Source organism: Sphingomonas echinoides ATCC 14820 (genome assembly GCF_000241465.1).
Taxonomy (GTDB): Bacteria; Pseudomonadota; Alphaproteobacteria; order Sphingomonadales; family Sphingomonadaceae; genus Sphingomonas; species Sphingomonas echinoides.
The window spans coordinates 2,105,573-2,132,052 of sequence record NZ_JH584235.1 but is presented as its reverse complement, the minus strand read 5'-3'; the positions used below and the strand labels follow the sequence as shown (position 1 = coordinate 2,132,052).

Below are 26,480 nucleotides of genomic sequence, written 5' to 3'. Positions count from 1 at the left end.
AGATGTCCTTCGGGACCCCGGATTCGATCTATAACTTTCCGCTGTTGGGCGTCGCACCTGAGTCATCGCCAACCGGTACGATGCCACCGTTTCTCAAGCCGGAAGATGGCCGGCGGCACCGATAGGCACCGCGGGTCATCGGCTCATGCAGCATGCGCGAGCGGGGTGATGTGGGGCGTGACGGCTTCAACGAGGCCGCCCAACGCAGTGCTGCGACTGGTCGTCTGCACCCCGCCGCGCAGCGTATAGGCAGCAGGCGGAAACGCCATCCAGCGCGGCACCCAGCCTTCGGCCTTGGCGCGACCGTTTGCGCCGGTCAGGCAATCCCGGATGATCTGCCGCTTGACCTTGCCCGTCGCCCCCGCATTGGCGGTGGCAACGCCCGCACCCGCGACATCGCTCAGGATGCAGCCCGCCACTTCGCGGTCGCGGATCAGGTCGAGTAACGCATCGTCAGCTTCCCAAACGCCGCGCATCTCAACACCAAGATGGACACCGAGCAGTTCGATCAGCGCACTACCCGCCTCCAGCGTCTCGGCCATGACGATGGCGAGCACATCGCGCACCGCACTATCGGTCAGTTCCAGTAACCGGGCGAACAGGCCCGCAAGGCCGTGATCACCGTCACAGCCGCCCGTAACAGTGGGCATGTCGGGATCGAAGCCAAGCAACGCCAGTACGGCGCGCCGTCGTGCATCGAACGCGGTTTCTGAGGCGCAATTCTCGACGCTCTCGGCAATGGCATCGTTCGCCGAACGCTGCGGCTCGACCGACACACGCCATAGTGACGATCCGGCAATGGCATGCGCCACCATCAGACGCAGCGCCACCGACGGATTTGCCGCCACCGCCGACCGAACGGCGGCGTGCCGGTGAAGATCGATATAGTTCTGGATCGCCGCGCCGATCTCGGGGCGCACAGGCTGCGCCATGGGAGTTTCGCTGCGTGCCAGCTTGCGCGCTTCCTTGGTGGTCAGATAACCTTCGTGGAACGCGACATCGCCGCGTGGTCCAACCGCCACGAACACCTTGCCGCCCTTGCGCTTGGGCGTGCGCTCATGTTCCCATGCGTGGAAGGGCTCGCCGGTCGGCAGAACGACGACATCGGACCAGCCTGACTGGACGTAGGCCTCGACGCGTTCGGCTATCGCTGCTTCTTGCGAAGCCCAGAACGCCTGCGGGTCGGCGAAATAGCGATCCTCGCCGAACAGGTCGGACACGATGTCCCCGGTGTAGCGGTCGAGGTCGAACAGCGCTGCCCGTACCGGGATCGACGCGCCTCCAAATGCCCATGCCTTCACGTGATGGCCGGTCGGGCAATAGGCCGCTGGATCGTCGAACAGCGCCAGCCACTCCTGCTGCCGTGCCTTTGAGACAAGGGTCAGGTGTCGGATGGTCGCGGCATCGATCTCCCCTTTGCGGTAGAGCCCCCGAATGCGGGGCAGCAAATTGCCAAGCGCCAGCGTCCGCTTCACCTGCACTTCGGTCAGCCCGAAGGTCAGCGCGATCTCCTCCGGGGTTCGGCCTTCGCGCACCAGCCGGGTAAAGCTCTCCCAGCGCGTCACCTCATCGGGATCGACCCGCGCGATATTCTCGATCAGCGAGGCTTCGAGCGCGTCGGCATCATCGCCCGCCGCCATCACCGCGCATGGCAGCGGCTCGGCTTCACCGCTTTCCTGCGCGACCACGAGGGCTGCATGATAGCGCCGCTTGCCCGCTACGATCTCATAGGTGTCGGGACTGCCGTCTTCCCCGGGTTCAGTACTGGGTTTGGCCCGCACGATCAGCGGCACCAGCACGCCGCGTGCGCGCACCGATGGCAGGATGCTGGCCAAATCCACGGGATTGCCCTTCACCCGCATGTTGGCGGACGAAACGGACAGATGGGCGATGTCGATATGCTTGAGTTCCATGGTTCTCACTCCTTCAAAACACCGCACCCGGCGCCGGAATGGCGGGGGAGCGGCAGGAGCGGACCGGCAGGCCCGTCGGCAGAGGCAGGCTGCACCCGAACGGGGCGGAATGTAATGGAGCACTCAGGCGCAGCCTGAGTTGCGGCCTGCCGCGACGGGCCTAAGGGACAGCGACGCTCCCCCGCCAGATCGACGCCGGAGGCTTAACGCCGCGCCGCGCGGCGGCGCGTCCGCAGCCAACACGCGCGCAGCGCTGCCCAGCGCCACCGGCGCTGCACCAAAATCGCGCTCTCGAATCCGGCCGGCCGTCGCGGCGGCGTGCGCGCGGGCTTGGGGGCCAGCCGCCGCCGCGTCCTCCGGTCGGATTCGAGCGCGCCACGCGGCACAAGAGCCCTGCGACCTCTGGCGTCTGCGCAGGAGCGCCAGTGTGCGCCCCTTTGTCCCCCGCGTTCCGTTTCCAGGCGGCTTCAGGCCGCTGGCGTCAGCCGATCGTCATCCGACCGGACCGAGACGCCGTCGTGCGACTCGGCGGCGCGGAGCGGCGTAGAGCGCGGTCGCGCCGCAGGCGTGAGACGCCCTGACACGTCCAGGTTTTCAGCGCGGGGTGTCGTGTGGTCCGAAGCGGCAAGCAGTGGCCCCGGACAGGCTCTGTCGGCGCGGGAGGCGCAGGATCACACTCCCGTCTCCCGTACCAACTGCAAGGTAATACCCATGCAAACCGACGCACCCGATCGCTTGCTCCGGATCACCGTCGTGCTCCAGCGCACCAGCCTTAGTCGCTCCACCCTGTACCGGAAAATGGCGGAGGGCACCTTTCCCAAGAACATCAAGATTAGCACGCGTTGCGCTGCTTGGCGGGAATCCTCGATTGAGGACTGGCTCGCCAATCCGATGTTCTACGACGTCAAAGATCGCGTCGCGGGATGAAATCTGCTATTGAGATACCCAGCGGAGACGCGCGGACGCCGCCGCCAGACCTGATTGCGTTGGCGGAAGCTCTTGCACGCGCCGCAGTCGCGAAGGACATTAAAGATGCGCGGACCCCGAAGGACTTGAGCGATGCGGACCGTCATCTACGCTCGCTTCAGCAGCGATAACCAGAACCCGCGCTCCGCCGAGGATCAGATCGCTCTGTGTCGCGAGCGGGCCGACCGCGAAGGCTGGTCGGTGATCGCGGTCTTCCAAGATGTCGCGACCTCGGGCGCGGCCGGCATCGGCGACGATCAGCGGCCGGGTCTCAGTTCCATGCTCCGCCTGGTGGAGGCTGGCGGCATCGACCAAGTGCTTGCCGAATCCACCGACCGGGTTTCGCGGCACGTCGCCGATGCGCACATGATCCGCGAGCGTCTGGAATTCGCGGGCGCTCGGCTGTTCACGCTGTTCGACGGTGCGGTCACGCCGATCATCGGCCTGATCAAGGGCTTTACTGACGCTCAGTTTCGCACCGATCTCGCCGCCCGCAGCAGGCGCGGCCATATCGCCAACATCCAACGAGGGCGGGCGTCGAGCGGCGTGGCCTATGGCTATCGCATCGCCAACCGGCTCGACGAGCGCGGGCAGCTCGTCGCCGGACTGCGCGAAATCGATGCGGAGCGCGCAGAGGTGGTGCGCAGGATCTTCCGTGACTATGCCGCTGGTATCAGCCCGCGTGCCATCGCTACCGCGCTCAATGCCGAGGGTGTGCGACCACCGCGTGGTGGCGCGATCTGGCAGACAAGCACGATCCTGGGTCACAACAAGACCGGTTTCGGCATCCTTCGGAACCGCGTCTATTTGGGCAAGCTGGTTTACGGCCGATCCAAGTCGGCGATGAACCCGGTAACGCGGCGCAAGCTGATGCGCCCCAATCCGGACCAGACCGCGATCGTCGAGCAGGATGTGCCGCATCTGCAGATTATTGACGAAACGCTCTGGCAGCGCGTCCATGATCGCATCGAAGCGAACAAGGGTGTTCCGGTCGATCGGCAGCGTCGGCCGAAGCACTTGCTGTCGGGCTTGGGCGAATGCGGCGTCTGCGGCGGACCGTGGATCAAAGTCAGCACCCTCAACTGGGGATGTAGCCGCCACCGCCTCGGAAATGCCTGCACCAACAACCGCAGCATCGCGACGCGCCAATATGAGCGCCGCGTGCTCGCCGATCTGAAGGCCAATATGCTCGCTCCGGACGTGGTGGCCGCTTATGTCCGCGAGTACCATCGCGACTTCGCGCGACAGTCCGCCGACCTTATCCGTGATCGCACCCGCATCGAGCGCCAGCTCGGCGAGGCAGAGCGCAAGGTGAAGCGTATGCTCGACGCCTTCGCGGATGGCGGTAGCGAATTCTCCGAGATCCGCGGCATGCTGGCCACGGCAAAGGCGGACAAGGAACGGCTGACCCGAGAGCTTGCCAGTATCGACGCTATTCCAACGGTGCTGACCTTCCACCCGCGGCTGGAGGAGGAATATCGCCGCCAAGTCGAATCTTTGGAAGCTGCGCTAGCGGAACCACAGGCCGCTCTGGAAGCGGTTCCGCAGGCGCGGGGCATGATCGCCAAGATCATCGTCTCGCCTGCGGAAAAGCGGGGGGTGCAAATCCAGGTTGTTCGCCAAGTCGATCAAGTGCTTGCAATCGCAATGCAAGGCCGAGAAGACGGCGCGAGCTTGGCAGGATAGGCAAGGCGTTCCTTATGGCTCGCCGAGACCATTACGTCTTGTTGCCCCAGCTTCTACGGCGTGCCGCATGCCGTCTGATTGCGACTTCCAGTGATCGGTCGCGCACACGATCCCAAACCGCCGCAAAAGTCTCGTTCGGTTCATGTGGTCGCCATAGATTCGCGAAGCTAGATAAGAGGCCACGCGAACGCAGGTGACCATCTGGCAGTGGTCTAAGCAGCGCTACCGACCCCCCGATCGCGCTCGCACGGTGCCGGTCACCTACGAGGTAGAGGTCGGGGCGGCTGGCGCGACAGAGGCAGCGGGGCTTGCCAAAATTGATTGTATTGCCGCCTCTGCCGACTCTTCTGCTTACGCCCGATTTGTTGAAGTCCAGCGGCACGCCAGGTGGCGCGGGAGTTAAACTTCCAAAGCGAAGCGCCATGTTGCCCCCTCCAGCTCGGTAAATCGAGCGTAACGGCGGAGTTTTTTTCAAGGTGGTGGACTAGTAATCGTATGCAGAAAACAGCAGTCTCGATTGCCCGATCCGTGATTCGATGAAATTTGCGTGGGTCCGGACTTGGCGTCTTCTATCGTGGTGGGGCCTCGGCGTTTCGGTTCTGTCCATTGAGGATGGAACCGCAGAGAGAAGATCGTAGTCGACTAAAACGGACGCCGGGCGTCCAATGGGCTGGGGGTCACGAAGTGAATGATTTTGGTCAAACGCCGTTCGGGGCAGCTGAGTTTGCAGAGAACCCTGAGCCGCGGTGCCCCTGTCTGCTGCTTTTAGACACGTCAATGTCCATGGCCGGTTCGAGGATCCGCGAGCTCAATGTGGGTCTCGCGTCATTCAAGGAGGAGCTGCTTTCGGACAGCCTTGCCGCCAAGCGGGTTGAGGTCGCTGTGATCACCTTTGGTCCAGTTCAGGTGATCTCGGACTTCACGACAGTGACCAGCTTCTATCCGCCCGAACTCGTTCCCCAAGAGATGACGCCGATGGGGGAGGCGATCGAGAGGGGCATCGACTTGCTCCGGGCGCGTAAGGGCGAGTACCGGAGCAACGGCGTCGCCTACTACAGGCCGTGGATTTTCCTCATCACGGACGGCGCGCCAACGGATTCAGTGGCGGCCGCGACCGAGGCCGTGCAGCGGGGCGAGAACGGCAAGGAGTTTATGTTCTACGCCGTCGGCGTCGAGGACGCCGACATGGGCGTGCTTCAAACGATCGCGACTCGAGCTTCCTTGAAGTTGAAGGGCCTGGCGTTCCGCGAGCTGTTCGCCTGGTTGTCGGCGTCTTTGAGCTCGGTCTCGAAGTCGAACCCCGGAGAGCCGGTGGCGCTCACCAATCCGACCTTGCCGGACGGCTGGGCGGTTGCAGGCTGACCATGTCGGGATGGCGCTGGGTGGGAGCGTCCCGCCGCGGAGTCTCGCACGCCAAGGCCGGGACAAGGAAGCAGGACGCCTATTCGAGCTTCCTCGCGGAGGGTGGTACAACCTTGGTAACCATCGTGTCCGACGGAGCCGGAAGCGCGAGCCACGGCGGTGAAGGCGCGTCCTTGATCTGCCGGACGATGGGGACCTCGCTCCGCCGACACCTCGGCACGGCTCGGGGCCTTCCCGGGGCGGACGAACTCTGGCTTTGGATCGACGAGGGGAGAGATCGGATCGGTGCCGCGGCGAGCACCCGCGGGCTGATGCCGCGCGACTTCGCGGCGACCATGGTGCTGATCGTCACGACGGGTGACGAGACGCTGGTCGCGCACGTAGGCGACGGTTCCGCCGTCGCGCGGGACGTCGACAGTGGAAGATGGAGCGCCCTGAGCTGGCCTGCGCAGGGCGAATACGCGTCAACGACCTTCTTCGTGACGGACGATCCAGCCCCCCGCATGCGCGTTATTCGGAGCGAACTGCCGATCGACGCAGTGGCGGTCTTCACGGACGGCATCGAACGCCTCGCTCTCGACTATGCCGACCTTGATGCGCACCAGCCCTTTTTTCGCGGGATGATTGCGCCGCTGGAGGAGGTAAGCGCGCCCGGCCTGGATCGCGATCTTTCGGTGAAGCTCGGGGCGTATCTCGACGCGCCCGCCGTTTGCGATCGGACGGACGACGACAAGACGCTCATTCTCGCGTTTCGCCGATGACCGTGCCCACCCTCCTTCTCGAAGGCAGGCCAATTCGACTGGGCAAGCGGATCGGGAAGGGCGGCGAGGGCGAAGTGTATGCCGTCGAGGGGCGGGCGGACCAGGCGCTGAAGGTGTACACTATAGGCGATACCGGAGACCGCGCCGCGAAGGTCGAGGCGATGGTGCGGGCGGGCCTCGCCGGTGCCTCAAAGCTGGTTTCCTATCCCAGCGCGGTCGTCACCGATTCGAAGGGCAGGTTCGCGGGCTTCCTGATGCGGCTCGTGCACGGACACCAGCCCATTCACCATCTCTATGCGCCAGGCGATCGCAAGGCGAACTTCCCCACAGCGGACTATCGCTTCCTCGTCCACACAGCCCGGAACGTGGCCTCCGCCTTGGCCGACGTGCACGCGCGCCGCTGTGTTATCGGCGACATCAACCATTCTGGTATCCTGGTCTCTGACCAGGCGATGGTCGCTCTGATAGACGCCGATAGCTTTCAGGTGACCGAGGGCGCGCGCGAATTTCTCTGCACGGTAGGGGTGCCGGAATACACGCCGCCGGAGTTGCAGGGCCGCAGCCTCGCCGGTCTACGACGCACGCAGAACCATGATGCTTTCGGTCTCGCCGTCATCGTCTTCCAGCTCCTGTGTATGGGGCGGCACCCGTTCGTCGGGACCTACGCGCATGGCGAGATGCCGATGGAACGGGCAATCGCGGAGCATCGCTTTGCTTACTCGAGGCGGCGGTCGGTGGGGATGAGGCCGCCGCCTGGAACGGTGCGTCTCAAGGACTTCCCGCCGCAGATCGCCGGAGCCTTCGAGGCCGCGTTCGATCCCGCGGCCGGACGCCCGACGGCCGCACAATGGGTTGCCCTCCTCGAAGAGCTGGAGAATCAACTTCGCCGCTGTTCGGCGAACGAGCTGCACTATTATCCTCCAGGCGAGTCCGACTGTCCTTGGTGCCGCATGGAGAAGGCGGTGCCTGGCCTTGCGCTCTTCATGTCGCCGCTACCGCTAGGAACGACCAAGAACGCGAGCCCCGCAGGGGGCTTCAGCCTGCAAGCGGCCTGGGCTGCTATTGAGGCCGTCAGGTTGCCGTCCGTCGACGCCCCCAACCCTGTCCTGCCGCCCATGGATCTTTCGCCCTCGCAGGCTGCGCTAGCTGCCGCAAGCAAGTCGAGGGGGCAACGGATCTGGAATGCCGTCCTAGTCGTGATCGGAATCGCTGGCCTCGCCGCGGCACCGGGTGCCTGGTTCGTCTGGCTGGGGCTGGGGGGCTACAACGTCTATCGCCTGCTGGGGCCGGCGAGCGCCGGGGGCCCGATCAGGAAGGGGTCAGCGCTGGCCAAGGCGCGGTGGAACGCCGCGCTGGCGGACTGGGAGCGCCGGTGCGGTGGACCCGAGCTCCGCGCCAATCGTAAAAAGCTGGGAGAGGCGAAGCAGGAGCTTGAGCAGCTGCCAAGCGAGCTGCAGAAGCGCCTCACCTCCTACGAGGCGAACCGTCGCGACTTCCAACTCCGCACGCACCTCGAGAACCATCGCATCGGTGCCGCGAAGATCAAGGGCATCGGTCCCGGGCGGACGGCCGCCTTGGCATCGTGGGGCATCGAGAGCGCATTGCAGATCAGTTACAGCCGAGTAATGGCGATTGACGGGTTCGGTCCGGCGAAGGCGGCGGCGCTGATAGCCTGGCGCAACATGGTGGAGGCGAGATTTGTCTTCGAACCCCGCCCCAACGCCGCGGACGCCCGTGAGAAGGACAGGATCAACCGCGACGCGGCACAGCGCGGCGATCAACTTCGCACCATGCTAGCGCGGGGTGCCCACGATCTCCACGTTGCCAGCCTAACCGTCCAGGCGCGCTGGAAGTCGGTCGATCAGGCCCTCGTCCGCGTGCATCGTGAGAACGTCCAGGCTCAGGTGGACGACGCCTTCGTAAACGCTTCCCTCGGCGAGAGGGTTATGCGCGCAAGTCCTCTTGCCTCGGCGATCGGTATCTTCGTCCTTCTGGGCGCGATGATCGTGATGGCCAACCTTCCGAAGATGTTGATCGCACCAGCCCCGCCATCGGCCGCGCCAGTCGTGTCCCAGCGCGAGACGGAGAAGTTTGAAACACCGCGAATCTACCGCGTGACCTCCCGTACCGGCACCACAGTCGTCAACGTGCGCGGCGCTGCCGGGTCTGACGCCGCGATCGTCGACAAGCTGAATGCTGGCACCGAGGTGAGGGTCATCGGGCGCTCGAAGGCACCGAACGGCGGATCGTGGCTCGTCTATGTGCGAGGCGACGGATCGCTTGGCTACGTCTTTGAAGCGCTGCTGACCCCGATCCCGACCAAAGCCGGGACCGGCAAGACCTGCGGAACCGGGCCTTGGATCGATCGCACGCTTTGCGGGGACGCGTCTTTGAAGGCGCTCGATGCCCAGCTGACAGAGGCCTACCGCGCAGCTCGAGGCTCGGCGTCCACCGACGGGAAAGCGCAGATCCTTGAAGCCCAGCGCACCTGGCTGGGTCGGCGCGACGTGTGCGAAGGTCAGCCCGATCCGGCAAACTGCCTCGCCGAGGCCTACCGCAGCAGAATCGCCGAACTCTCGAGTGGGGCGGTGTCAGTACTGCCGTCCCCGGTGCCGACCGCGCCGGCGGTTGACTCTCCGGATGCGGAGCAGGTGCCGAGAGTGTTTCTTCCGCCCAGACTGAAGGGCGACGCATCCAGCCTCGTGACGGCAGACGACTACCCGCCTTCCGCCCTCAGTTCTGGCGAGGCCGGGCGCGTCGTTGTGCAGTTGCATATCTCCCCCGACGGTCGCGTGGACGACTGTCGTGTTTCCCTGTCGAGCGGCTTCGTCGATCTGGACGCGATGACTTGCCGGCTGCTCATCAGACGCGCCCGCTACTCTCCCGGGCAGGACGCTTCCGGAAACCCGGTCGGAGCTACGGCGACGCAGTCGGTCGTTTGGAACATCCCTTCGAACTGAGCTTCGGTGGCGAAGGTCGGACTGGCGCAAGCCATGGTCGCCCCCCTTTATGATGCGGAGGCGACCGCCGACCATCGCTGCAAGTACAGCATGCACCTGCGGATCGGCGAAGACCTAGACTACCTGTGGCATGGAAGCGCCCGAACCAGCCGCCTGAGCCGGAGTGAGCGCGATCAATGTAGCTGCATAATCTGCGGCAGTCACTCTGCGCTAACGCGGGCCTGGTTAAAGCGGTCGTAGTGGCAGCGTTCATGCGCTGATAGCGCGCAACAAGCGGAGGCGCACGGGAAGAATCTCGTGGTGCGTCAGGCGCTGGGCGCAGGGTTGCCGCTGGCGGGCGTCGCGTGCGCGATCGAGCGCGGCATGCTCGAGCGGATTGCGGCGGCGCGCGGCGGCGTGCCGTTCGATGCCGACAGCTTGACCGAAGATTATGAGCTCGGCCTGCACATCGCCGGGTTAGGCGGTCGCGGTGCGTTCGCGCGCGTGCGGGAGCGACCGGGCGGGCCGTTGGTCGCAGTGCGCGCCTATTTCCCCGCGACGCTGCAAACCGCCGTCCGGCAGAAATCGCGCTGGATGACGGGCATCGCGCTGGCGGGGTGGGACCGGATGGGGTGGGCGCGCCCGCTCGATCTGCACGAACATTGGATGCGCATGCGCGACCGCCGCGCGCCGATTTCGGTGCTGGTGCTGGCGATCGCTTATGTGGCGTTGGTGGCCTGGGGTGCGTCGCAGCTGGGCCATGCGCTGCTGGATGGCGGGGGGCTGCCGCTGTCCGATCCGATGGTGGGGCTGCTGCATGTCAACGCGGTCTTGCTGCTGTGGCGTCTTGCCTCGCGGGCGGCGTTTACCGGTGCGGCCTATGGCTGGCGCGAGGCGGCGTGGTCGCTGCCGCGCGCCTTTGTCGGCAATCTCATCGCCTTGCTCGCCGCGCGGCGCGCGATGGTCGCCTATGTCGCGTCGCTGCGCGGGACGGCGCTGCGCTGGGACAAGACCCAGCACACCTTTCCGGATCTGGCGCAGGTCGATCAGTGAAAGCCGGGCGGGGCCGCCCTTTGCGGTTCCTCGCTGGGTTCCTGCTGGTCTGGGTCGGGGTGCGGGTGGCATTGCTGTGGCCGCATATCCATTCTGCGGCGGACGTGTTTCGCGCGGTCGTGCCGGTGCCGGTCGCGGCGATCACGGAGAAATCGTCCGTCGCTGTCGTCAGACCAGCGGCGGGGGACAGTGTGCGGCGCTGGCACCGTGCCGCCGTGGCCAGGCCGCATGGCAGGGTGCCACTCCGCACGCCCGATCCGACTCGAGTCGCGCTCGCGCTGCTTGGTCTGGTCCGCTATGGCGACCCGCAACCGGTGACGCAGGCCGCCCCGTTGGTGCCAGGCTTGCCCCATCCGCCGCGCGAACCCCCGGCACCGCACGCGCGCTCGCGCTGGTCCGGAAGCGCCTGGCTGCTCGCGCGTGGCGGTGCCGGGCTCGCGCCGGGCGGGCTTGGCGGGCAACTCGGCGGATCGCAGGCGGGGGTGCGGCTGGCTTATGCGATCGATCGCAACCGTCGCGTGGCTGTGGCGGGGCGGGTGTCCTCGCCGCTGGGGCCGGGCCTGCGCGAGGCGGCGCTTGGCGTCGAATGGCAGCCGACTCGCCTGCCGCTGCGACTGGTCGCCGAACAGCGCTTCGCGATTGCGGGCGGCCGTAGCGGACCGGCATTGGCGGTGGTCGGCGGACTTGATCCAACGCCGCTGCCGCTCGGGTTTCGGCTCGAAGGCTATGGCCAGGCCGGGGTGATTCGCCGCACCGCGACCGAGGCTTATGTCGACGGTGCCCTCCGCGTCGCGCATCCGCTGGCCGACATTGGCCGCGTCCGCCTCGATTTCGGCGCAGGGCTGTGGGGCGCGGCGCAGCGTGGCGCGGCACGGCTCGATCTCGGCCCTTCGCTCGCCTTTGTGATTCCGATTGGCGAGCGTTCGGTTCGGCTGGGGCTCGACTGGCGGCAACGCGTCGCCGGGGCCGCGCGCCCGGGATCGGGGCTGGCGGTTACGCTTGGCAGCGATTTCTGAAGCGGCGTGCTTTGCGCGGGAAGCGCGAGCGGCTAACGCTGTCGGGCAATGGACATCTACCTGCCCATCGCCAATCTTTCGGTCAACGCGCTCGTCATCGTGTTGCTGGGCGGCGGCGTCGGGCTGTTGTCGGGCATGTTCGGTGTCGGCGGCGGCTTCCTGACCACGCCGTTGCTGATCGTCTATGGCATTCCGCCAACCGTCGCCGCCGCCTCCGCTGCAAGCCAGGTGACCGGGGCGAGCGTCTCGGGCGTGTTCGCGCATGTCCGGCGCAAGGGCGTCGATTTCAAGATGGGCGGGGTGCTGGTCGCAGGCGGGCTGGTCGGGTCGGTATTCGGCGGCTGGGTGTTTCGCTTGCTGCAGGCGAGCGGACAGATCGATACCGTGATCGCGATCGTCTATGTTGTATTGCTCGGCTCGATCGGCAGCATGATGGCGAAGGAAGCGCTGGGCGCGATTCGCGCGGCGCGGCTGGGGCTCGCGCCCACGGCGCGCAAGCGGCGGCATCATCCGCTGGTCGCCTCGCTGCCGCTGCGGACGCGCTTCTATCGCTCGGGGCTGTATATCTCGCCGCTGGCCCCGCTGTTGCTCGGTTTCGGCGTCGGCATCCTGACGATCCTGCTCGGCGTCGGCGGCGGGTTCATCCTGGTGCCGGCGATGCTGTATTTGCTCGGCATGACGACGCAGGTGGTGGTCGGCACGTCGCTGTTCCAGACGCTGTTCGTCACCGCGATGGCGACGATGGTGCACGCGACGACGACCAAGGCGGTCGATATCGTACTCGCGGCGCTGCTGCTGCTCGGCTCGGTCGCGGGGGCGCAGATCGGTGCGCGCTTTGCCGCCAAGGTGAAGCCCGAATATCTGCGGCTCGCTCTGGCGGTGATCGTGCTGCTGGTTGCGGGGCGGATTGCGCTGGGGCTCGGCTGGCGGCCCGACGAACTCTATTCGGTCGAATTGTCGTGAGGCGCGGCTGGATCGCGGTTCTGCTGGCACCGCTGTTGATGGCGCAGTCCAAGCCGGTGCTGGTGCCCGACGTGTCGCAGCGCGACATCGAGATCCAGTACAGCTTCACCGGCGCGAACTTGCTGCTGTTCGGCGCGATCCTTTATCCCGGCGGGCGCTTGCCCGATGACGACAAACCGACCGACATTGTGGTGGTGGTGAAGGGGCCGGTGCAATCGATCCTGGTGCGCGAAAAGCAGAAACTGGGCGGGCTGATCTGGGTCAATGCCAGTCGCTTGCGCTACCGCTCCGCCCCCAGTTTCTATGCGATCGCTTCGTCCAAGCCGATCGCGCGAATGCTCGATGCGCGCACCAGAGCCATTTACGAACTGGGCTTGTCGAGCCTGCAATTGTCGCCCGCCTCAAGTGCGCCGACGCAGGAGCAGGACCGCTTCGCGCGCGGGCTGGTCGAATTGAAGGCGCGCACGGGCCTGTATGTCGAAGCCCCGCAGGCGGTCGAGATCACCCAAGGCGTGCTGTATCGTGCGCGCGTCACGATTCCTGCACGGGTGCCCGTGGGGCGCTTCACGGCGGAAACCTTCCTGATCCGCGATGGCCGCGTCTTGGCGGTGGCAACGCGCGAGATCGACATCCGCAAATCGGGCTTCGAACGCTTCGTCGCGCGTTCGGCGGACCGGCATTCGGTGGCGTACGGGCTGGTTGCCGTGGCCCTGTCGGTGCTGTTCGGCTGGGGCGCGGGGGTGATCGCGCGACGGTTCTGAGGGCGGGTTGCCACCTCTCTCTCGTCCTCTTTGCTTGAGGACGTTACGAAAACAAGGGTTTGGAGGGCAGGCGCGGGACTTTCCCGTCCATCAGCTGCTCCGCAACCACTGCCCAGTTCGCTATGCCCCAATCGAGCGGGTCTTGTTCCTTCAGAATTTCATCGTGGGAAAGGTTGTCCTCGATGAAGACATCCTGGAGCGGCAAGGGCGTTCGTGTCCGGGCACAATAAAACACCCGCACCTTGGCGCGCGATGCACGGCGACCGTTCAGCAGGGTAACCGCGAGGCGATCGGACGGCAGCCGTATGAGCAATCCCGCCGGATAAACCCCAATCACTTTCATAAAGGAAAGCAGAAGCTCTGGATCGAAATGGCCGACCCAACGGTGCATTTTGGTGATGGCCTGCTGCGACGTCCAAGCGCTTTTGTAGACTCGGTTGGATGTCAGGGCGTCGTAAACGTCGCAGATAGCGGCCATCCGCGCCACGCGACTGATCGCCTCCCCCTTCAACCGGAACGGATAGCCCGTGCCATCGACACGCTCGTGATGATGGCGGCAGACGTCCAATACCACTGCTGGCGTCGTCGGGTCCTGGCAGAGCAGAAGATGGCCGCGTTCGGGGTGAGTGCGCACCACGGCAAACTCTTCGTCGGTCAGGGATTCGGGTTTCCGAAGAACGGCGTCGGGGATGAAGATCTTCCCGATATCGTGGAGAAGACCGGCGAGCCCGAGCTCAAAAACCTCTTGCTCGGTCATGCCCAGACTGCGCCCGAAACTGGCCAGGAGTGCGCTAACCGAGAGAGAGTGTACGTAGGTATATACATCGCGTGACTTGAGGCGCGTAAAGGCGATCAGCGCGCGAGGATTGCGTTCAATCGACGATATTATGTCGACAACCGTCGCTGAAAATGCGGAAATATTTACAATATCTCCGCCGTGGACTGCGTCGAAAAGAGCTTTTATTTCGTCGGTCGCGGCCCGGACCATTTCGGTCGCGCGCTCCGTCTCTTCGGCGAAACTGTTGGCCTGCTGTTGTGCCAACGGCGACCTTGGCGGCGATCCCAGGTCGGGACGCGTCGGAACGGTTGCGGTGGCCCGCCCGGAACTCGCGGCTTTCAAGGGCAGGCCGCGTCGCTCGTCGATCACGACCGATGGAACGGCGCTTTTGCGGATACGTTCGAGGTCGTTGGCGTTTTTGACGAGGAAGCGTGTGAGCCAGAAGGGATTTTCCAGCCACGACTCATCGAAGGCATGAATGAACATGCCGATTTTAATCTGATCGGGCGTTATTCGTCTGAGCATTACTCTCCGTCGGCATACTTGGTGCGGGCGAATCGGTTAAAATTGCGTTCCCCCGCAGACGCCACGCCAGCACAAATGCCGATGGCCCGTCGGGCGCTGCCGCCTGTCCTCATCCAATCTTTACCGGTTGCCTTGCATGAATTCCCCGACGCAAGCAGGGGCTGCCGCGAATGACCGAGATGCCGGGCGGAAACGCCTTTGTTCAAACCGTGCCGTTCGCAGCGGTGCCGTGCATTGGCATGGTGTTCGATATTGCCGGGTCGAGCAGCATGGTGATGCTCGACCCCGTCGCGCTCGAAACGACGATGGGGCATGGCGATCCCGTCATCGCCGCCGCCGGATCGGTCGGCAGCCAGATCAAGGTGCGCGTCAGCGGGTCATGGCTGATCGCCAATATCCGTTCGTTGAAACTGGTCGACGGGCATGAGGACCGCATCGCCGCGCAGGTCGATTTCCTGGGCGAGGGCGATGAGGAAAAGCTGACCGGAAAGCTGTATAACTTCCGCCGCGGCGTCACGCGCTATCCGACGCCGGGCTATCCGGTCTATCCGGTGTCGACCGCCGATCTGACGCAAGTCTATGCCGCCGACGAGCGCGCGAATATCGAGATCGGCACGGTCTATCCGACGCCCGACATTCGCGCGGCGCTGTATGTCGATGCGCTGCTGGGCAAGCATTTCGCGCTGCTGGGCTCGACCGGCACCGGCAAGTCGACCGCGGCCGCGCTGATCCTTCACCGCATCTGCGAGCTGGCACCGCAGGGGCATATCGTGATGGTCGATCCGCACGGCGAATATGCCGCCGCCTTCAAGGGCAATGGCGCGATCTACGACGTGTCCAATCTGCAAATGCCCTATTGGCTGATGAATTTCGCCGAACATTGCGAGGTGTTCGTCACCGCATCGGGTGCGGAGCGGCAGATCGACGCCGACATCCTCGCCAAATGCCTGCTCGCCGCGCGCGCCAAGGGGCGGCTGGGGCAGGAGATCAGCAAACTGACGGTCGATGCGCCGGTGCCGTATCTGCTGAGCGACCTGTCCAACCTGATCCAGCTCGAAATGGGCAAGCTCGATCGGGCCGGCGACACCGCGCCCTATTTACGGCTGAAGACCAAGATCGACGAGATCAAGGTCGATCCGCGCTATGGCTTCATGTTTTCGGGCATGCTGGTCGCCGATACGATGGGCGCGTTCCTCGAGCGGATCTTCCGCTTGCCCGGCGACGGCAAGCCGATTTCGATCATCGACGTGTCGGGCGTGCCGAGCGAGATCACCTCGGTGGTGGTGGCGGTGCTGGCGCGGATGGTGTTCGACTTTGCGATCTGGTCGCGCGGCGAGGCGCAGCGGCCGATCCTGCTCGTCTGCGAAGAGGCGCATCGCTACATCCCAAGCGGGCAGCATGCCGATTTTTCGAGCGTCGGGCGCATCCTCAGCCGCATCGCCAAGGAAGGCCGCAAATATGGTGTGGCGCTGGGGCTGATCACGCAGCGGCCGTCGGACCTGGCCGAGGGCGTGCTGTCGCAATGCGGCACGATCATCGCGATGCGGCTCAACAACGATCGCGACCAGGCGTTTGTCCGTGCGGCGATGCCCGAGGGTGCGCGCGGCTTCCTCGATTCGATTCCCGCCTTGCGCAACCGCGAGGCGATCGTCTGTGGCGAGGGCGTGGCGATCCCGATCCGCGTCGCCTTCGATACGCTGGCCGACGACAAGCGCCCGGCGTCGGACGACCCCGTCTTCTCACGGCTATGGCGCGAAACCGGCGGCGAGGGCGAGATGATCACGCGCACGCTCAAACGCTGGCGTGCACAGGGGCGGTAAGGCGGCCGCCCGTCTTCGGTGAAAAGGGGCGTTACGCCCCCGGGCGTACCGCGAGCAGGCTCGCCACCTTCGCCTTGAACTGGCGCAATTGCTCGCCCGACAGCGTGGCGATGCTGGAGAAGGAGAAGCCGCGCGGGTTGACCGCGACGCCATTGCGGATGACTTCCCAATGGAGATGCGGCCCGGTCGACAGACCGCTCGAGCCGCTATAGCCAATCACCTGGCCGCGCGCGACATGCTGGCCCGAGCGCGTCGCGAACCGGCTGAGATGGCCGTAGCACGTCACGATATTGCCGCCATGCGCCATCTTGATGAAATTGCCGTATCCGCCGCTGCGCCCGGCATAGACGATGGTGCCGTCGGCGGGGGCGTGGATCGGCGTGCCCCACGGCGTGCCGATATCGATGCCCTTGTGCATCCGCGTGAAGCCGAGCAGCGGGTGGAAGCGCATCCCGAAGCTGGACGTTACCCGCGCCATCGACACCGGCATGGTGAACATGCCCTGCCGCTCGGCCTGGCCCGAGGCCTCATACCAGGTGCCGTCGGTCCATTTGACCAATTGCGTCTTCTTGTCGCCATGATCGAGCCCGGCGAAGAGCAGATTGCCGAGCTGCTGCTCGCCGGTCGCGGCGCGCTGACGCTCGATCACCAAATCATAAGTGTCGCCCGAGGACACCCGCCCGATCGCGAATTTGGTGGCGATCGCCTTGATATAGGTTTCGACGAGCTTGACCGGCACGCCGGCCGCGCGCGCCGAGCGATACAGGCTGCCGCCGACCGGGCCCTGAATGCGCAGCGGGGTATTGTCGATCGCGATCGCCTGGCGGGTGAGCGTCAGGCCGCTGCCGACGCGCTTCAACGTCAGTTCCAGATCGAAGCGCGCGCGTACCGACAGCGCCTCCAGCGGACGGGCGACGGTCTTGTTGGGGCGCCGCCCCAGCGTCATCGGAATTTGCGTGCCGGGTTTCAGATCGCCGAGCGGCACGGCGGACGAGATCAGCGCGGTCGCATCCTGCGCATCGCGTTCGGACAGACCTGCGCGCTGCAGCATGTCGCCAAAGCCGCCGCCGCGCCCGACGGTGACGGTTCGATCCTCGATCGGGCGTTCGGGCGCTTCGGCGAGCGGGACGACAAGGTCGTTCGCCGCCATATGCCGCCCGCTGTCACCACCCCAGGCAATCGGTGCGATCGCTTGTGCGCGCGCTTCGTCACGATCGGTGCCGGAGAGCGGGCTGGGCATGGTGCCGAGCAAGGGTCGACCGATCGGCGGCGCGATCGCGATCGCGGTTGCACATAAGGCGGCGCAGGTCGCCGCGCCACGCCACCATTCGAGCGAGCCGATCCGCGATCCGAGATCGGGCACCCAATCGATTTGCAGCGCAGCAGCGCGCAGCCGATCGACCAAGCCCAGTTCGGGCTGGGGCACGATCGCGCGGCCGAACGCCATCGTCGCCGTACCGCCCGCCTGCTCCAGGCCATGATCGCTTCGCAAGAACAAGGCTGAGGATGCCCCCGAAAATTCCAATTGCCGCCAGTATCCGCCCCGCAGCATCAAGCGTAGGACTGTGCCGCGCAAAGCCTAAAGTCAAATTAACCGCGCCGCCGAAACGGGCGGCGCGCGGCGAAGCGTTTGGTCTATGCGGCGAAGGGATGGAACCTAGGGAAAAGCGCGTAATTCAATATGGTTAAGGAAATCTCCGCAAAGGCACATATTTCTCGCAGCTAGCGGTTGCGCACCGCTTCCTGGCACGCGATGTTGCAGGGGTCATGCAACGAAACGAAGACCGCGCCGCCGCGGCGGTGCCCGTTACGGCAGTGTTGGGCCCGACCAACACCGGCAAGACCCATCTCGCGGTCGAGCGGATGTGCGGCCATTCGAGCGGCATGATCGGCTTTCCGCTGCGGCTGCTGGCGCGTGAGGTCTATGACCGCGTCGTCAAGCTGAAGGGCGAGACTCGCGTCGCGCTGATCACCGGCGAAGAAAAGATCGTGCCCAAAGATGCACGCTGGTTCCTGTGCACCGCCGAATCGATGCCGCTCGACAAGGATCTCGCCTTTGTCGCGCTCGACGAGGCGCAATTGGGCGCGGACCCGGAGCGCGGACACGTCTTCACCGACCGCATTTTGCGGGCTCGCGGGCGCGAGGAGACGATGCTGCTCGGCTCCGAAGCCTTGCGGCCGATGCTCAAGGCGTTGGTCCCCAAGATCGAGATCATCAACCGCCCGCGCTTTTCGACGCTGACCTATGCCGGGGCCAAGAAGATCAGCCGCTTGCCCAAACGCTCGGCGATCGTCGCGTTCAGCGCCGAGGAGGTCTATGCCGTGGCGGAGATGCTGCGGCGGCTGCGTGGCGGCGCGGCGGTGGTGATGGGCGCTTTGTCTCCGCGCACGCGCAATGCGCAGGTGGCGATGTTCCAGGCGGGCGAGGTCGATTATCTGGTCGCGACCGACGCGATTGGCATGGGGCTCAACATGGATGTGGCGCATGTCGCCTTTGCCAGCCTCAACAAATTCGACGGCCATCGCCAGCGTCGCCTGCGCATTGCCGAAATGGCGCAGATCGCCGGGCGCGCCGGGCGGCATCAGCGCGATGGGACCTTTGGCGCGCTGGTCGAAGAAGGGCCGGGGGCATTCACGCCGGAAGAAGTGCTGGCGATAGAGGAGCATCGCTTCCCCCCGCTCGAACAGCTGTATTGGCGGCAGGGCGCGCCCGATTATTCGAGCGTCGATGCGCTGATCGAGAGTCTCGAACAGCGCCCGCAGCATCCGGCCTTGTGGGCGGCACCGCAATCGGTCGATCTCGCGGTGCTCAAGCGCATGGCCGAGGAACCGGGCGTGCGCGCGCGCGCGCGGCATCCGGCGATGGTCGCGCGGTTATGGGCGGCGTGTGGCGTGCCCGATTTCCGCAAATTGGGGGTCGATCCGCATACCCGCTTCGTCGCGCGGTTGTGGGGCTATCTCAGCGAAGGCAAGGGTCATGTCCCGCACGAATGGTTCGCCGCCGAAATCGCCCGGCTCGACAATGTCGCGGGCGATGTTGAGACGCTGGCGGGGCGAATCGCGGCGGCGCGGAGCTGGTCCTATATCGCCAACCGCGCCGATTGGCTGGCTGACCCGGCGCATTGGTCGGCGCGGGCGAGCGCGGTCGAGGAGCGGCTGTCCGATGCGCTCCACACCAGCCTGACGCAGCGTTTTGTCGACAAGCGCACGACTTTGCTGATGCGCCAGATCGGTGCCGATCCGCGCGCGCTACCGGTGACGATCGGCCCCGAGGGCGAGGTGCTGGTCGAGGATCATGCGATCGGGCGGCTCGACGGCTTTCGCTTCACCGTCGCCGCCGATGCGCGCGCCGCCGATAAGCGCCTGCTGCTTGCCGCCGCCGAGCGCCGCCTGGGCGACGAACGCGCGCGGCGGGGGCTGGCGCTGGCCGAGGCCGCCGATGCCGATCTGACGGTGGTGATGGACGAAGGCGCGGTGCCGATGCTGTTGTGGCGGGCTTTGCCGGTGGCGACGCTTGGCCCAGGTGCTTCGTTGATGCGTCCGCGCGTGGTGCTGGATCGCGCGCTGGAATGTCTGACGGTCGAACTGCGCGCGCGCATTGCGACGCGGCTGGGGGATTGGCTGTCGGGGCAATTGCGGCGCGCGCTGCCGGGGCTGGCGCTGCTCGATTCGGTGCAGCGCGATCCTGCCGCCAGCCCCGCCTCTCGCGCGGTTGCAGCGGCGCTGGTCGCGGGTGGCGGGATGGTGGCGCGCCCCGATATCGCGGTGTCGCTCGAGGGGCTGGACGGCGTCGCGCGCAAGGCGTTTCGCGGGGCTGGGGTGACGATCGGCGCACTCGACGTGTTCGACGCGCGCTTGCTCAAGCCCGGCCCGGCGCGCTGGCGGCGCGTGTTGCGCGCGGCGCGCATCGGCGCGGGCGTCGAGGCGGGCCCGCGCGACGGGGCGACGGTGCTGGAGCGTAGCGCGCCGGGCGCGACGCTCGATCACGGCTATCGCCCGGTCGCGGCGCAGGCGGTGCGGATCGATCTGGTCGAGCGGATTGCGCGCGCCGCGCATGAGGCGCGGGGGGCATCGGGTCGCAAGCCGTTCGCGCTCGATCCGGCGCTCGCTTTGTCGATGGGGGTGACGCGGCCGACGCTGGAACGGCTGATGGCGGGGTTCGGGTTCCGCCCGGCCCCTGGGGGAACGGATACAGCGGCCTTGTGGACCTGGCGCGGGCTCCCGACGGTGCGTGCCGCGCCGCCGCCGCGCGACACCGCACTGGCCGGGGCGTTCGCGGCTTTGGCGGATCTGGCGGTGTAACGGCTTGGCGGCGACGCAGGGCATGATGCGGATCGACCGCTTTTTGTGGTTCGCGCGGATCGCCAAGACGCGTGGGATCGCTCAAGCGATGGCCGCAAGCGGGCATGTTCGGCTCGACGGCCGCGCGATCGACAAGCCTGCCGCGCTGGTGCGCGTCGGCTGCGTCATCGCCTTTGTTACCCCTGGCGGACGAGTCCGCGCGCTGCGTGTCGCTGCGTTGCCGATGCGGCGGGGCCCGGCGGAGGAAGCCCGCACCTGTTATGTCGACTTGATCGAAAATGCGCCTTCGATGCGCGCAGGCGTTGACGGCGGAAGCGCTCGGGCATAGCAGCAACCGGTTCGTTGCTCCGGGAGTGTTTCAATGACCTACGTCGTCACCGATGCCTGCATCAAGTGCAAGTACATGGATTGCGTCGAGGTGTGCCCGGTCGATTGCTTCTACGAAGGCGAGAACATGCTCGTCATCAACCCCAGCGAATGCATCGATTGCGGCGTGTGCGAGCCCGAATGCCCGGCCGAGGCGATCCTGCCCGACACCGAAAAGGATGTCGAAACCTGGCTGGAGCTGAACGCGACCTTCTCCGCGCAATGGCCCAACGTCACGCGCAAGGCCGACCAGACCCCCGCCGATGCCGATGCGCATAAGGGCGAGGCCGGCAAATATGACAAATACTTCTCGGCCGAGCCCGGCGCAGGCGACTGATCTGCGCTTCTGTGGCTTGAAATCCCGATCCGGGAACGCCTTTGCGCGTTAACGCCGCGCATTGCGCGACGTTTGGCTGGTAATTTTATTACGACTCTGTTAAAAGGTCCGCACGGAAGCGCCAGCGAGCGTACTTCCGACCACGGAGACGTACACAACCAACACCCGCATGCGCCCCGTCAGCCTTGCTGCTGCGGACGCGCTGCCCCGGGAACCCCGGTCCACAGAAAGGTCTTACGGAATGGCTGCCAAGGCGCTGTCCTTCGACGTCGGCGATTATGTCGTTTACCCCAAGCACGGCGTTGGCCGTGTGATCGAACTGCAACGGCAGGAAATCGCCGGGATGCAACTCGAGCTCTATGTGCTGCGCTTCGAAAAAGAACGTATGACGTTGCGCGTTCCCACCAACAAGGCCGAAAGCGTGGGCATGCGCAAGCTGTCCAGCGACAAGACGCTGCGCGAAGCCCTCGAAACCTTGACCGGCAAACCCCGCGTCAAGCGCACGATGTGGTCGCGTCGCGCCCAGGAATATGAAGCCAAGATCAATTCGGGCGACTTGGTGTCGATCGCCGAAGTGGTCCGCGATCTGTTCCGCGCCGACGACCAGCCCGAGCAAAGCTATTCGGAGCGGCAGATCTTCGAAGGTGCGACCAGCCGTCTCGCCCGCGAACTCGCCGCGATGGAGCAGGTCGACGAGCCGACCGCACAGGAAAAGATCCTCGAAATCCTGCGCAAGGCCGCCGCGATCCACAATAAGGACAAGGCCCCGGCCTGATCCGCCCCGGCCTGTCCGGAGTGGCGATTGAAACTCGAAAAAGGGCGGCTGGCGACAGCCGCCCTTTTTTGTTGCGCAGCCGATCCAGGGGTGTATTGTTATGACAACACACAGGAGACCCTTATGCGCGCTATGCTCTTGCTCCCGGCTTTGCTGTTGACCGCTGCCCCATTGGCGGCCTGCTCGGTTGATGGAGACGATGGTGGCACCGGCGTACCCGCTACGGGCACCGGTACCGCACGGACCTTCGCGGTTGCTGATTTCACGGGGGTCGCGCTGCGGGGATCGGATGATGTCGATGTGCGCGTCGGCCCTGGTTTCTCGGTCCGCGCCGAGGGCCCGAGCGCCGAACTCGACAAGCTCAAGATCGAGCGCGTCGGGGACACGCTCCGGGTGGGGCGCAAGCGCAATAGCGGCTTCAGTTGGGGCGGCCATCATCAGGGCGTCAAAGTGTTCGTGACGATGCCGCGCATCGTCGCCGCGCAAATCGCGGGATCGGGCAATCTGGCGATCGACCGCGTCGCGGGGGGCGATTTTGCTGGCGACAGCGCAGGGTCGGGCAATCTCAGCATCGCGCAACTGACGGTGCCGCGCGCCAAGCTGTCGGTCGCCGGATCGGGCGACATCGCCGCAAAGGGCGCGGTCGATCGCTTGACCGTCGATGTCGCGGGATCGGGCAATGTCGCGGCTGGCGGGCTGAAAGCGCGCAGCGCCAGCGTGTCGGTTGCCGGATCGGGCAATGTCCGCGCCGAGGTGATCGGCAGCGCGTCGGTCTCGGTGGTCGGATCGGGCGATGTCGATCTTGGCCGCAGTGCCAAATGCAGCACGACCAAGATTGGCTCGGGCGAGGTGCATTGCGGCGGCTGATCGCGCTTGCATGGGGCGGCCCGGGCGGGGATGCTCGGCGGCGATGAATCGTCTGTCGCTTGTCGTGCCGCTGCTTGCCGTCGCCGCCCCGCTTGAGGCGCAGGACCGCACGGCCTTTGTCACCCAATTCGATCGGGTCCGTGTGGACGGCCCGGTCGAGGTGCATTTGGCCACGCGCGCCGGGCCGGGCGCGCGGATCACGGGTGCGCCTGACGCGGTCGATGTCCATGTCGAGGCGGGTACGCTGATCGTGCGCGCCGGGCCACGGAGCGCGGGTGGCGGCTCGGTCGTCTATCTGCGCACGACCGATCTGCGCGGCGCGACCGTGATCGGGGGCGGCAAGCTCGACATCACCGGCCCGCTACGCGCGCAACGCGTCGACGTACAATTGACGGGTGGTGGCGCGATCGTGGCACCCGCGATCGAAGCCGAACAGGTTACCGTGACGCTGATCGGCGCGGGCACGCTGACGCTGGGTGGGCGCGGCGCGCAAGTGCGGATCATCTCCAGTGGCGAAGGCACGATCGATGCGACCGCGCTGCACGCCGACCAGATCGTCATCCGCAATGGCGGGGCCGGTCCGATCACGGCCAGCGCGCGCTATTTCGCCGATGTGATGACCACGGGGCTGGGCACGGTAACGGTGCTGGGCAGCCCCAAGTGCAAGACCAAGGCGGCGGGTGGCGCGATTGGCTGTGGTGGAGCGGCGGTGGCGCAATAGCGGACCGCACCCGCAGGCCGCTATAGCAACCCCAAGGCCGACAATTTCCCCAGCAGCGCCGCCGGAATCGTATCGCCCGCCACCACGCCTGCGCCAAGGTCGGCGGGGGCGTCGGTCGCCTCAAGGTAGCGCCAGCCCTGATGTGCGCGTTTGGGGCGGCCTTCGGTCAGCACCAATTCGGGGTCGATATGGATCGCGACACGCCCGCCCTCGGCCTCGCCAAAGCCCAGGATCGGAGATCGCGCCACCAGCGTGTGCTTGATGATCCAGAACAGCGATCCGGCAGCACCCGCGCCCGGCCCGGCGATTTCCTCATGCCGTTTGGGCAGGTAACGCGTGGTGAGGAACACCGGCCCTTCGGCCCCGCGCTGGCGCAGACGTTCGGCGAGATGGTCGAGGCTGGTCGCGCCAAACGCGACCTTGGTTAAATGCAGCGGCATCTGCGCCAAATGGGGCCGTATGGGCTAACCGCCAAGCCCGAACAGCGTCGCCAGCCCGAGGAAGGAGAAAAAGCCCATCACATCGGTCATCATCGTCACGAACACCGCCGACGACACGGCGGGATCGACGTCGAGCCGGTCGAGCGTCACCGGGATCAGTACGCCCGACAGCCCCGCGATCAGATTGTTGATCACCATCGCCATCGCGATTACGATCGCCAGATTGACGTTGCCGAAGATCAGCAAGGTGCCGATCCCGATCAGCGCCCCCAGCATTGCGCCATTGGCGGCGGCGATGCGGAATTCGCGGTAGATCATGCGCCCGGTGTTGGAACTGGTCAGCTGGTTGGTGGCGATCGCGCGCACCATCACCGCCAGCGTCTGCGTCCCGGCATTGCTGCCCATACCCGACACGATCGGCATCAGCACCGCGAGCAAGGCGAAACGCCCGATCTCGCCCTGGAACAGCCCGACGACAGACGCCGCCAGCATCGCCGTGCCGAGGTTGACCACGAGCCAGGTGATGCGCGTGCGCACGGTCAAATGGATCGGTTCGTTAATGTCGCCGTCGCCAGCACCCGACAGGCGCAGAATGTCCTCGCCCGCTTCTTCGGAAATGATGTGGACCACGTCGTCGACGGTGATCATGCCGACCAGCCGCCCGGCGGGATCGACCACCGCAGCCGAGATCAGCGCGTATTTCTGGAAGCGGAGCGCCACTTCTTCCTGGTCCATGTCGACCGGGATCAGCGTCTGTTCGCGCTGCATCACGTCGCTGATGGCGATGCCGTGCGGCGTGCGCAGGATCCACGACAAAGCGACCGTGCCAACGGGCTTATGCGCCGGGTCGACTACGAAGATTTCCCAGAAATCGGTGGTCAGCTCCTCATGCCCGCGCAGATAGTCCATCACGTCGCCGACCGACCAATGTTCGGGCACCGCGATCAGCTCGCGCTGCATCAAGCGGCCGGCCGATTCCTCTGGATAGCGCAGCGCCTCCTCGATCGCGGCGCGATCATCGGGGTCGAGCGCGCGGAGCACTTCGCGCTGGTCGGCGGGCTCCATGTCCTCGATGATCGCGACCGCGTCGTCGGTATCGAGCTCGGAGGCGATGTCGGCGACTTGGGTGGCCGAGAGCGCGTCGATCAAATCCTCGCGGACATAATCGTTCATCTCGGCGAACACCTCGCCGTCGAGCAGGTTTTCGAGCGCGGTGGCGAGCGCGGCGCGCAGTTCGTGCGGGGTCAGCTCGAACAGATCGGCGATGTCGGCGGGGTGAAGCGGCTCGACCAGCGCGCGCGCGGCCTCGGCATCGCCATCCTCGACCGCATCGAGCACCGAGCGGACGAATTCGGGCTTGAGCCGATCGTCCTCGTCGAGTTGCGCGCTATCGACGTCGGTTTCGGGCAGATCGGTCTCGCTCATGTCAGACCTCCTCAGCCACGCGACGATCGCGGTGTAGCGTCGCCCCGTCGCAAAGCCAAGCGAAGGCGGCCCCGCGCGCTGGCTGGGCGGTTGCGGATTTGCCAGCCGTGCCCGGCATCGCTACGGCGGACCATTACGGATAATAGCAGGAGAGCCACCATGGCCGAACTTCCCGAAACCCTTACCCTGACGCTCGACACCGGAAATGGCGAAGGCGGCGATGTTGTGATCAAGTTGCGTGGCGATCTCGCGCCCAACCATGTCGCGCGGATTGCCGAACTGGCCAATGATGGTTTCTACGACGGCGTCGTGTTCCACCGCGTCATCCCCGGCTTCATGGCGCAGGGCGGTGATCCCACCGGCACCGGTATGCACGGCTCGGACAAGCCCAATCTCGCCGCCGAATTCTCGAAGGAGCCGCATGTGCGCGGGGTCGCGTCGATGGCCCGCGCGCAGAGCCCGAACTCGGCCAACAGCCAGTTCTTCATCTGCTTCGACGATGCGCGTTTCCTCGACGGCCAATATACCGTGTGGGGCGAAGTGACCTCGGGCATGGAGCATGTCGACGCGCTCCCCAAGGGCGAGCCGCCGCGCGAGCCCGGCAAGATCGTGAAGGCGCGCGCCGAGTAACGATCTCCCTCTCCCCGCTTGCGGGGAGAGGGTGGCTGAGCGCAGCGAGGCCGGGAGAGGGGCAGTGTCTGGGG

Annotated in this window: 22 protein-coding genes; 17 read left to right on the top strand and 5 right to left on the bottom strand. The window is 65.8% G+C overall.

What is annotated here, in order from left to right; all coding sequences use genetic code 11:
* Positions 1–143 precede the first annotated feature (143 nt).
* A complete protein-coding gene (locus ON00_RS09985; RefSeq protein WP_010405472.1) occupies positions 144–1,913 on the bottom strand; it encodes a ParB/RepB/Spo0J family partition protein in 1,770 nt (589 codons plus the stop codon).
* 711 nt (positions 1,914–2,624) lie between these two features.
* Between ON00_RS09985 and ON00_RS09975 the strand changes: the two genes are divergently transcribed.
* The 9 genes from ON00_RS09975 (at position 2,625) to ON00_RS09935 (ending at position 13,420) form a co-directional block, all read left to right on the top strand.
* Positions 2,625–2,840: a helix-turn-helix transcriptional regulator gene (locus ON00_RS09975; RefSeq protein ID WP_010405470.1), complete on the top strand. Its 216-nt coding sequence runs from the start codon at positions 2,625–2,627 to the stop codon at positions 2,838–2,840.
* Positions 2,841–2,972: 132 nt separating this feature from the next.
* A complete protein-coding gene (locus tag ON00_RS09970; protein WP_010405469.1) occupies positions 2,973–4,565 on the top strand; it encodes a recombinase family protein in 1,593 nt (530 codons plus the stop codon).
* A gap of 684 nt (positions 4,566–5,249) precedes the next feature.
* Positions 5,250–5,927: a vWA domain-containing protein gene (locus ON00_RS09965; RefSeq protein WP_050810911.1), complete on the top strand. Its 678-nt coding sequence runs from the start codon at positions 5,250–5,252 to the stop codon at positions 5,925–5,927.
* 2 nt (positions 5,928–5,929) lie between these two features.
* Entirely contained in the window at positions 5,930–6,688 is a 759-nt protein-coding gene (locus ON00_RS09960) for a PP2C family serine/threonine-protein phosphatase (protein ID WP_040601621.1), read from the top strand.
* Entirely contained in the window at positions 6,685–9,648 is a 2,964-nt protein-coding gene (locus tag ON00_RS19840; protein ID WP_010405466.1) for a TonB family protein, read from the top strand. Before ON00_RS09960 ends, ON00_RS19840 begins: the two co-directional genes overlap by 4 nt.
* Positions 9,649–9,948: 300 nt before the next feature.
* On the top strand, positions 9,949–10,680 hold the full coding sequence (locus ON00_RS09950; protein ID WP_245535555.1) for a glycosyltransferase family 2 protein: 732 nt from the start codon (positions 9,949–9,951) through the stop codon (positions 10,678–10,680).
* Positions 10,681–10,700: 20 nt separating this feature from the next.
* Positions 10,701–11,696, top strand: a complete 996-nt coding sequence (locus ON00_RS09945) for a hypothetical protein (RefSeq protein ID WP_029622626.1) — start codon at positions 10,701–10,703, stop codon at positions 11,694–11,696.
* Positions 11,697–11,744: 48 nt separating this feature from the next.
* Positions 11,745–12,659 (top strand): sulfite exporter TauE/SafE family protein, encoded by a 915-nt coding sequence (locus ON00_RS09940; protein WP_010405461.1) that lies wholly within the window; start codon positions 11,745–11,747, stop codon positions 12,657–12,659.
* Between the two features lie 38 nt (positions 12,660–12,697).
* Positions 12,698–13,420, top strand: a complete 723-nt coding sequence (locus ON00_RS09935) for a TIGR02186 family protein (protein ID WP_405131453.1) — start codon at positions 12,698–12,700, stop codon at positions 13,418–13,420.
* Positions 13,421–13,463: 43 nt separating this feature from the next.
* Here ON00_RS09935 and ON00_RS09930 read toward each other — a convergent pair whose 3' ends face one another.
* Positions 13,464–14,723, bottom strand: coding sequence for a cyclic di-GMP phosphodiesterase (locus ON00_RS09930; protein ID WP_010405457.1), 1,260 nt, complete (start codon positions 14,721–14,723; stop codon positions 13,464–13,466).
* Positions 14,724–14,893: 170 nt separating this feature from the next.
* Here ON00_RS09930 and ON00_RS09925 point away from each other — a divergent pair, with 170 nt between their 5' ends.
* Positions 14,894–16,543, top strand: a complete 1,650-nt coding sequence (locus tag ON00_RS09925; RefSeq protein WP_010405455.1) for an ATP-binding protein — start codon at positions 14,894–14,896, stop codon at positions 16,541–16,543.
* Positions 16,544–16,574: 31 nt separating this feature from the next.
* On the opposite strand, the gene ON00_RS09920 is transcribed toward ON00_RS09925, so the two are convergent.
* A complete protein-coding gene (locus ON00_RS09920; protein ID WP_010405453.1) occupies positions 16,575–18,041 on the bottom strand; it encodes a M23 family metallopeptidase in 1,467 nt (488 codons plus the stop codon).
* 269 nt (positions 18,042–18,310) lie between these two features.
* Here ON00_RS09920 and ON00_RS09915 point away from each other — a divergent pair, with 269 nt between their 5' ends.
* The 6 genes from ON00_RS09915 to ON00_RS09890 all read left to right on the top strand — a co-directional run bounded on the left by ON00_RS09915 (position 18,311) and on the right by ON00_RS09890 (position 23,911).
* Complete coding sequence (locus tag ON00_RS09915; protein ID WP_010405451.1) at positions 18,311–20,845, top strand: helicase-related protein; 2,535 nt, start codon at positions 18,311–18,313, stop codon at positions 20,843–20,845.
* 22 nt (positions 20,846–20,867) lie between these two features.
* Positions 20,868–21,173 carry an RNA-binding S4 domain-containing protein gene (locus ON00_RS09910; protein ID WP_405130712.1) on the top strand — a complete coding sequence of 102 codons (306 nt, stop codon included), beginning with the start codon at positions 20,868–20,870 and terminating at the stop codon, positions 21,171–21,173.
* A 33-nt stretch (positions 21,174–21,206) separates the two neighbouring features.
* Positions 21,207–21,548, top strand: a complete 342-nt coding sequence (gene fdxA, locus ON00_RS09905; protein ID WP_010405447.1) for a ferredoxin FdxA — start codon at positions 21,207–21,209, stop codon at positions 21,546–21,548.
* A 241-nt stretch (positions 21,549–21,789) separates the two neighbouring features.
* Positions 21,790–22,323 carry a CarD family transcriptional regulator gene (locus ON00_RS09900; protein WP_010161421.1) on the top strand — a complete coding sequence of 178 codons (534 nt, stop codon included), beginning with the start codon at positions 21,790–21,792 and terminating at the stop codon, positions 22,321–22,323.
* Positions 22,324–22,446: 123 nt separating this feature from the next.
* Positions 22,447–23,190 carry a head GIN domain-containing protein gene (locus ON00_RS09895; RefSeq protein ID WP_029622619.1) on the top strand — a complete coding sequence of 248 codons (744 nt, stop codon included), beginning with the start codon at positions 22,447–22,449 and terminating at the stop codon, positions 23,188–23,190.
* 43 nt (positions 23,191–23,233) lie between these two features.
* Positions 23,234–23,911 (top strand): GIN domain-containing protein, encoded by a 678-nt coding sequence (locus ON00_RS09890; RefSeq protein ID WP_010405442.1) that lies wholly within the window; start codon positions 23,234–23,236, stop codon positions 23,909–23,911.
* 20 nt (positions 23,912–23,931) lie between these two features.
* Here the strand turns inward: ON00_RS09890 and ON00_RS09885 are convergent, their stop codons facing one another.
* Positions 23,932–24,351 carry a DUF1489 family protein gene (locus ON00_RS09885; protein ID WP_010405440.1) on the bottom strand — a complete coding sequence of 140 codons (420 nt, stop codon included), beginning with the start codon at positions 24,349–24,351 and terminating at the stop codon, positions 23,932–23,934.
* 24 nt (positions 24,352–24,375) lie between these two features.
* A complete protein-coding gene (gene mgtE / locus ON00_RS09880) occupies positions 24,376–25,776 on the bottom strand; it encodes a magnesium transporter (RefSeq protein ID WP_010405439.1) in 1,401 nt (466 codons plus the stop codon).
* Positions 25,777–25,935: 159 nt separating this feature from the next.
* Between mgtE and ON00_RS09875 the strand changes: the two genes are divergently transcribed.
* Positions 25,936–26,406, top strand: coding sequence for a peptidylprolyl isomerase (locus tag ON00_RS09875; protein ID WP_010405437.1), 471 nt, complete (start codon positions 25,936–25,938; stop codon positions 26,404–26,406).
* The last annotated feature ends 74 nt before the right edge of the window (positions 26,407–26,480 follow it).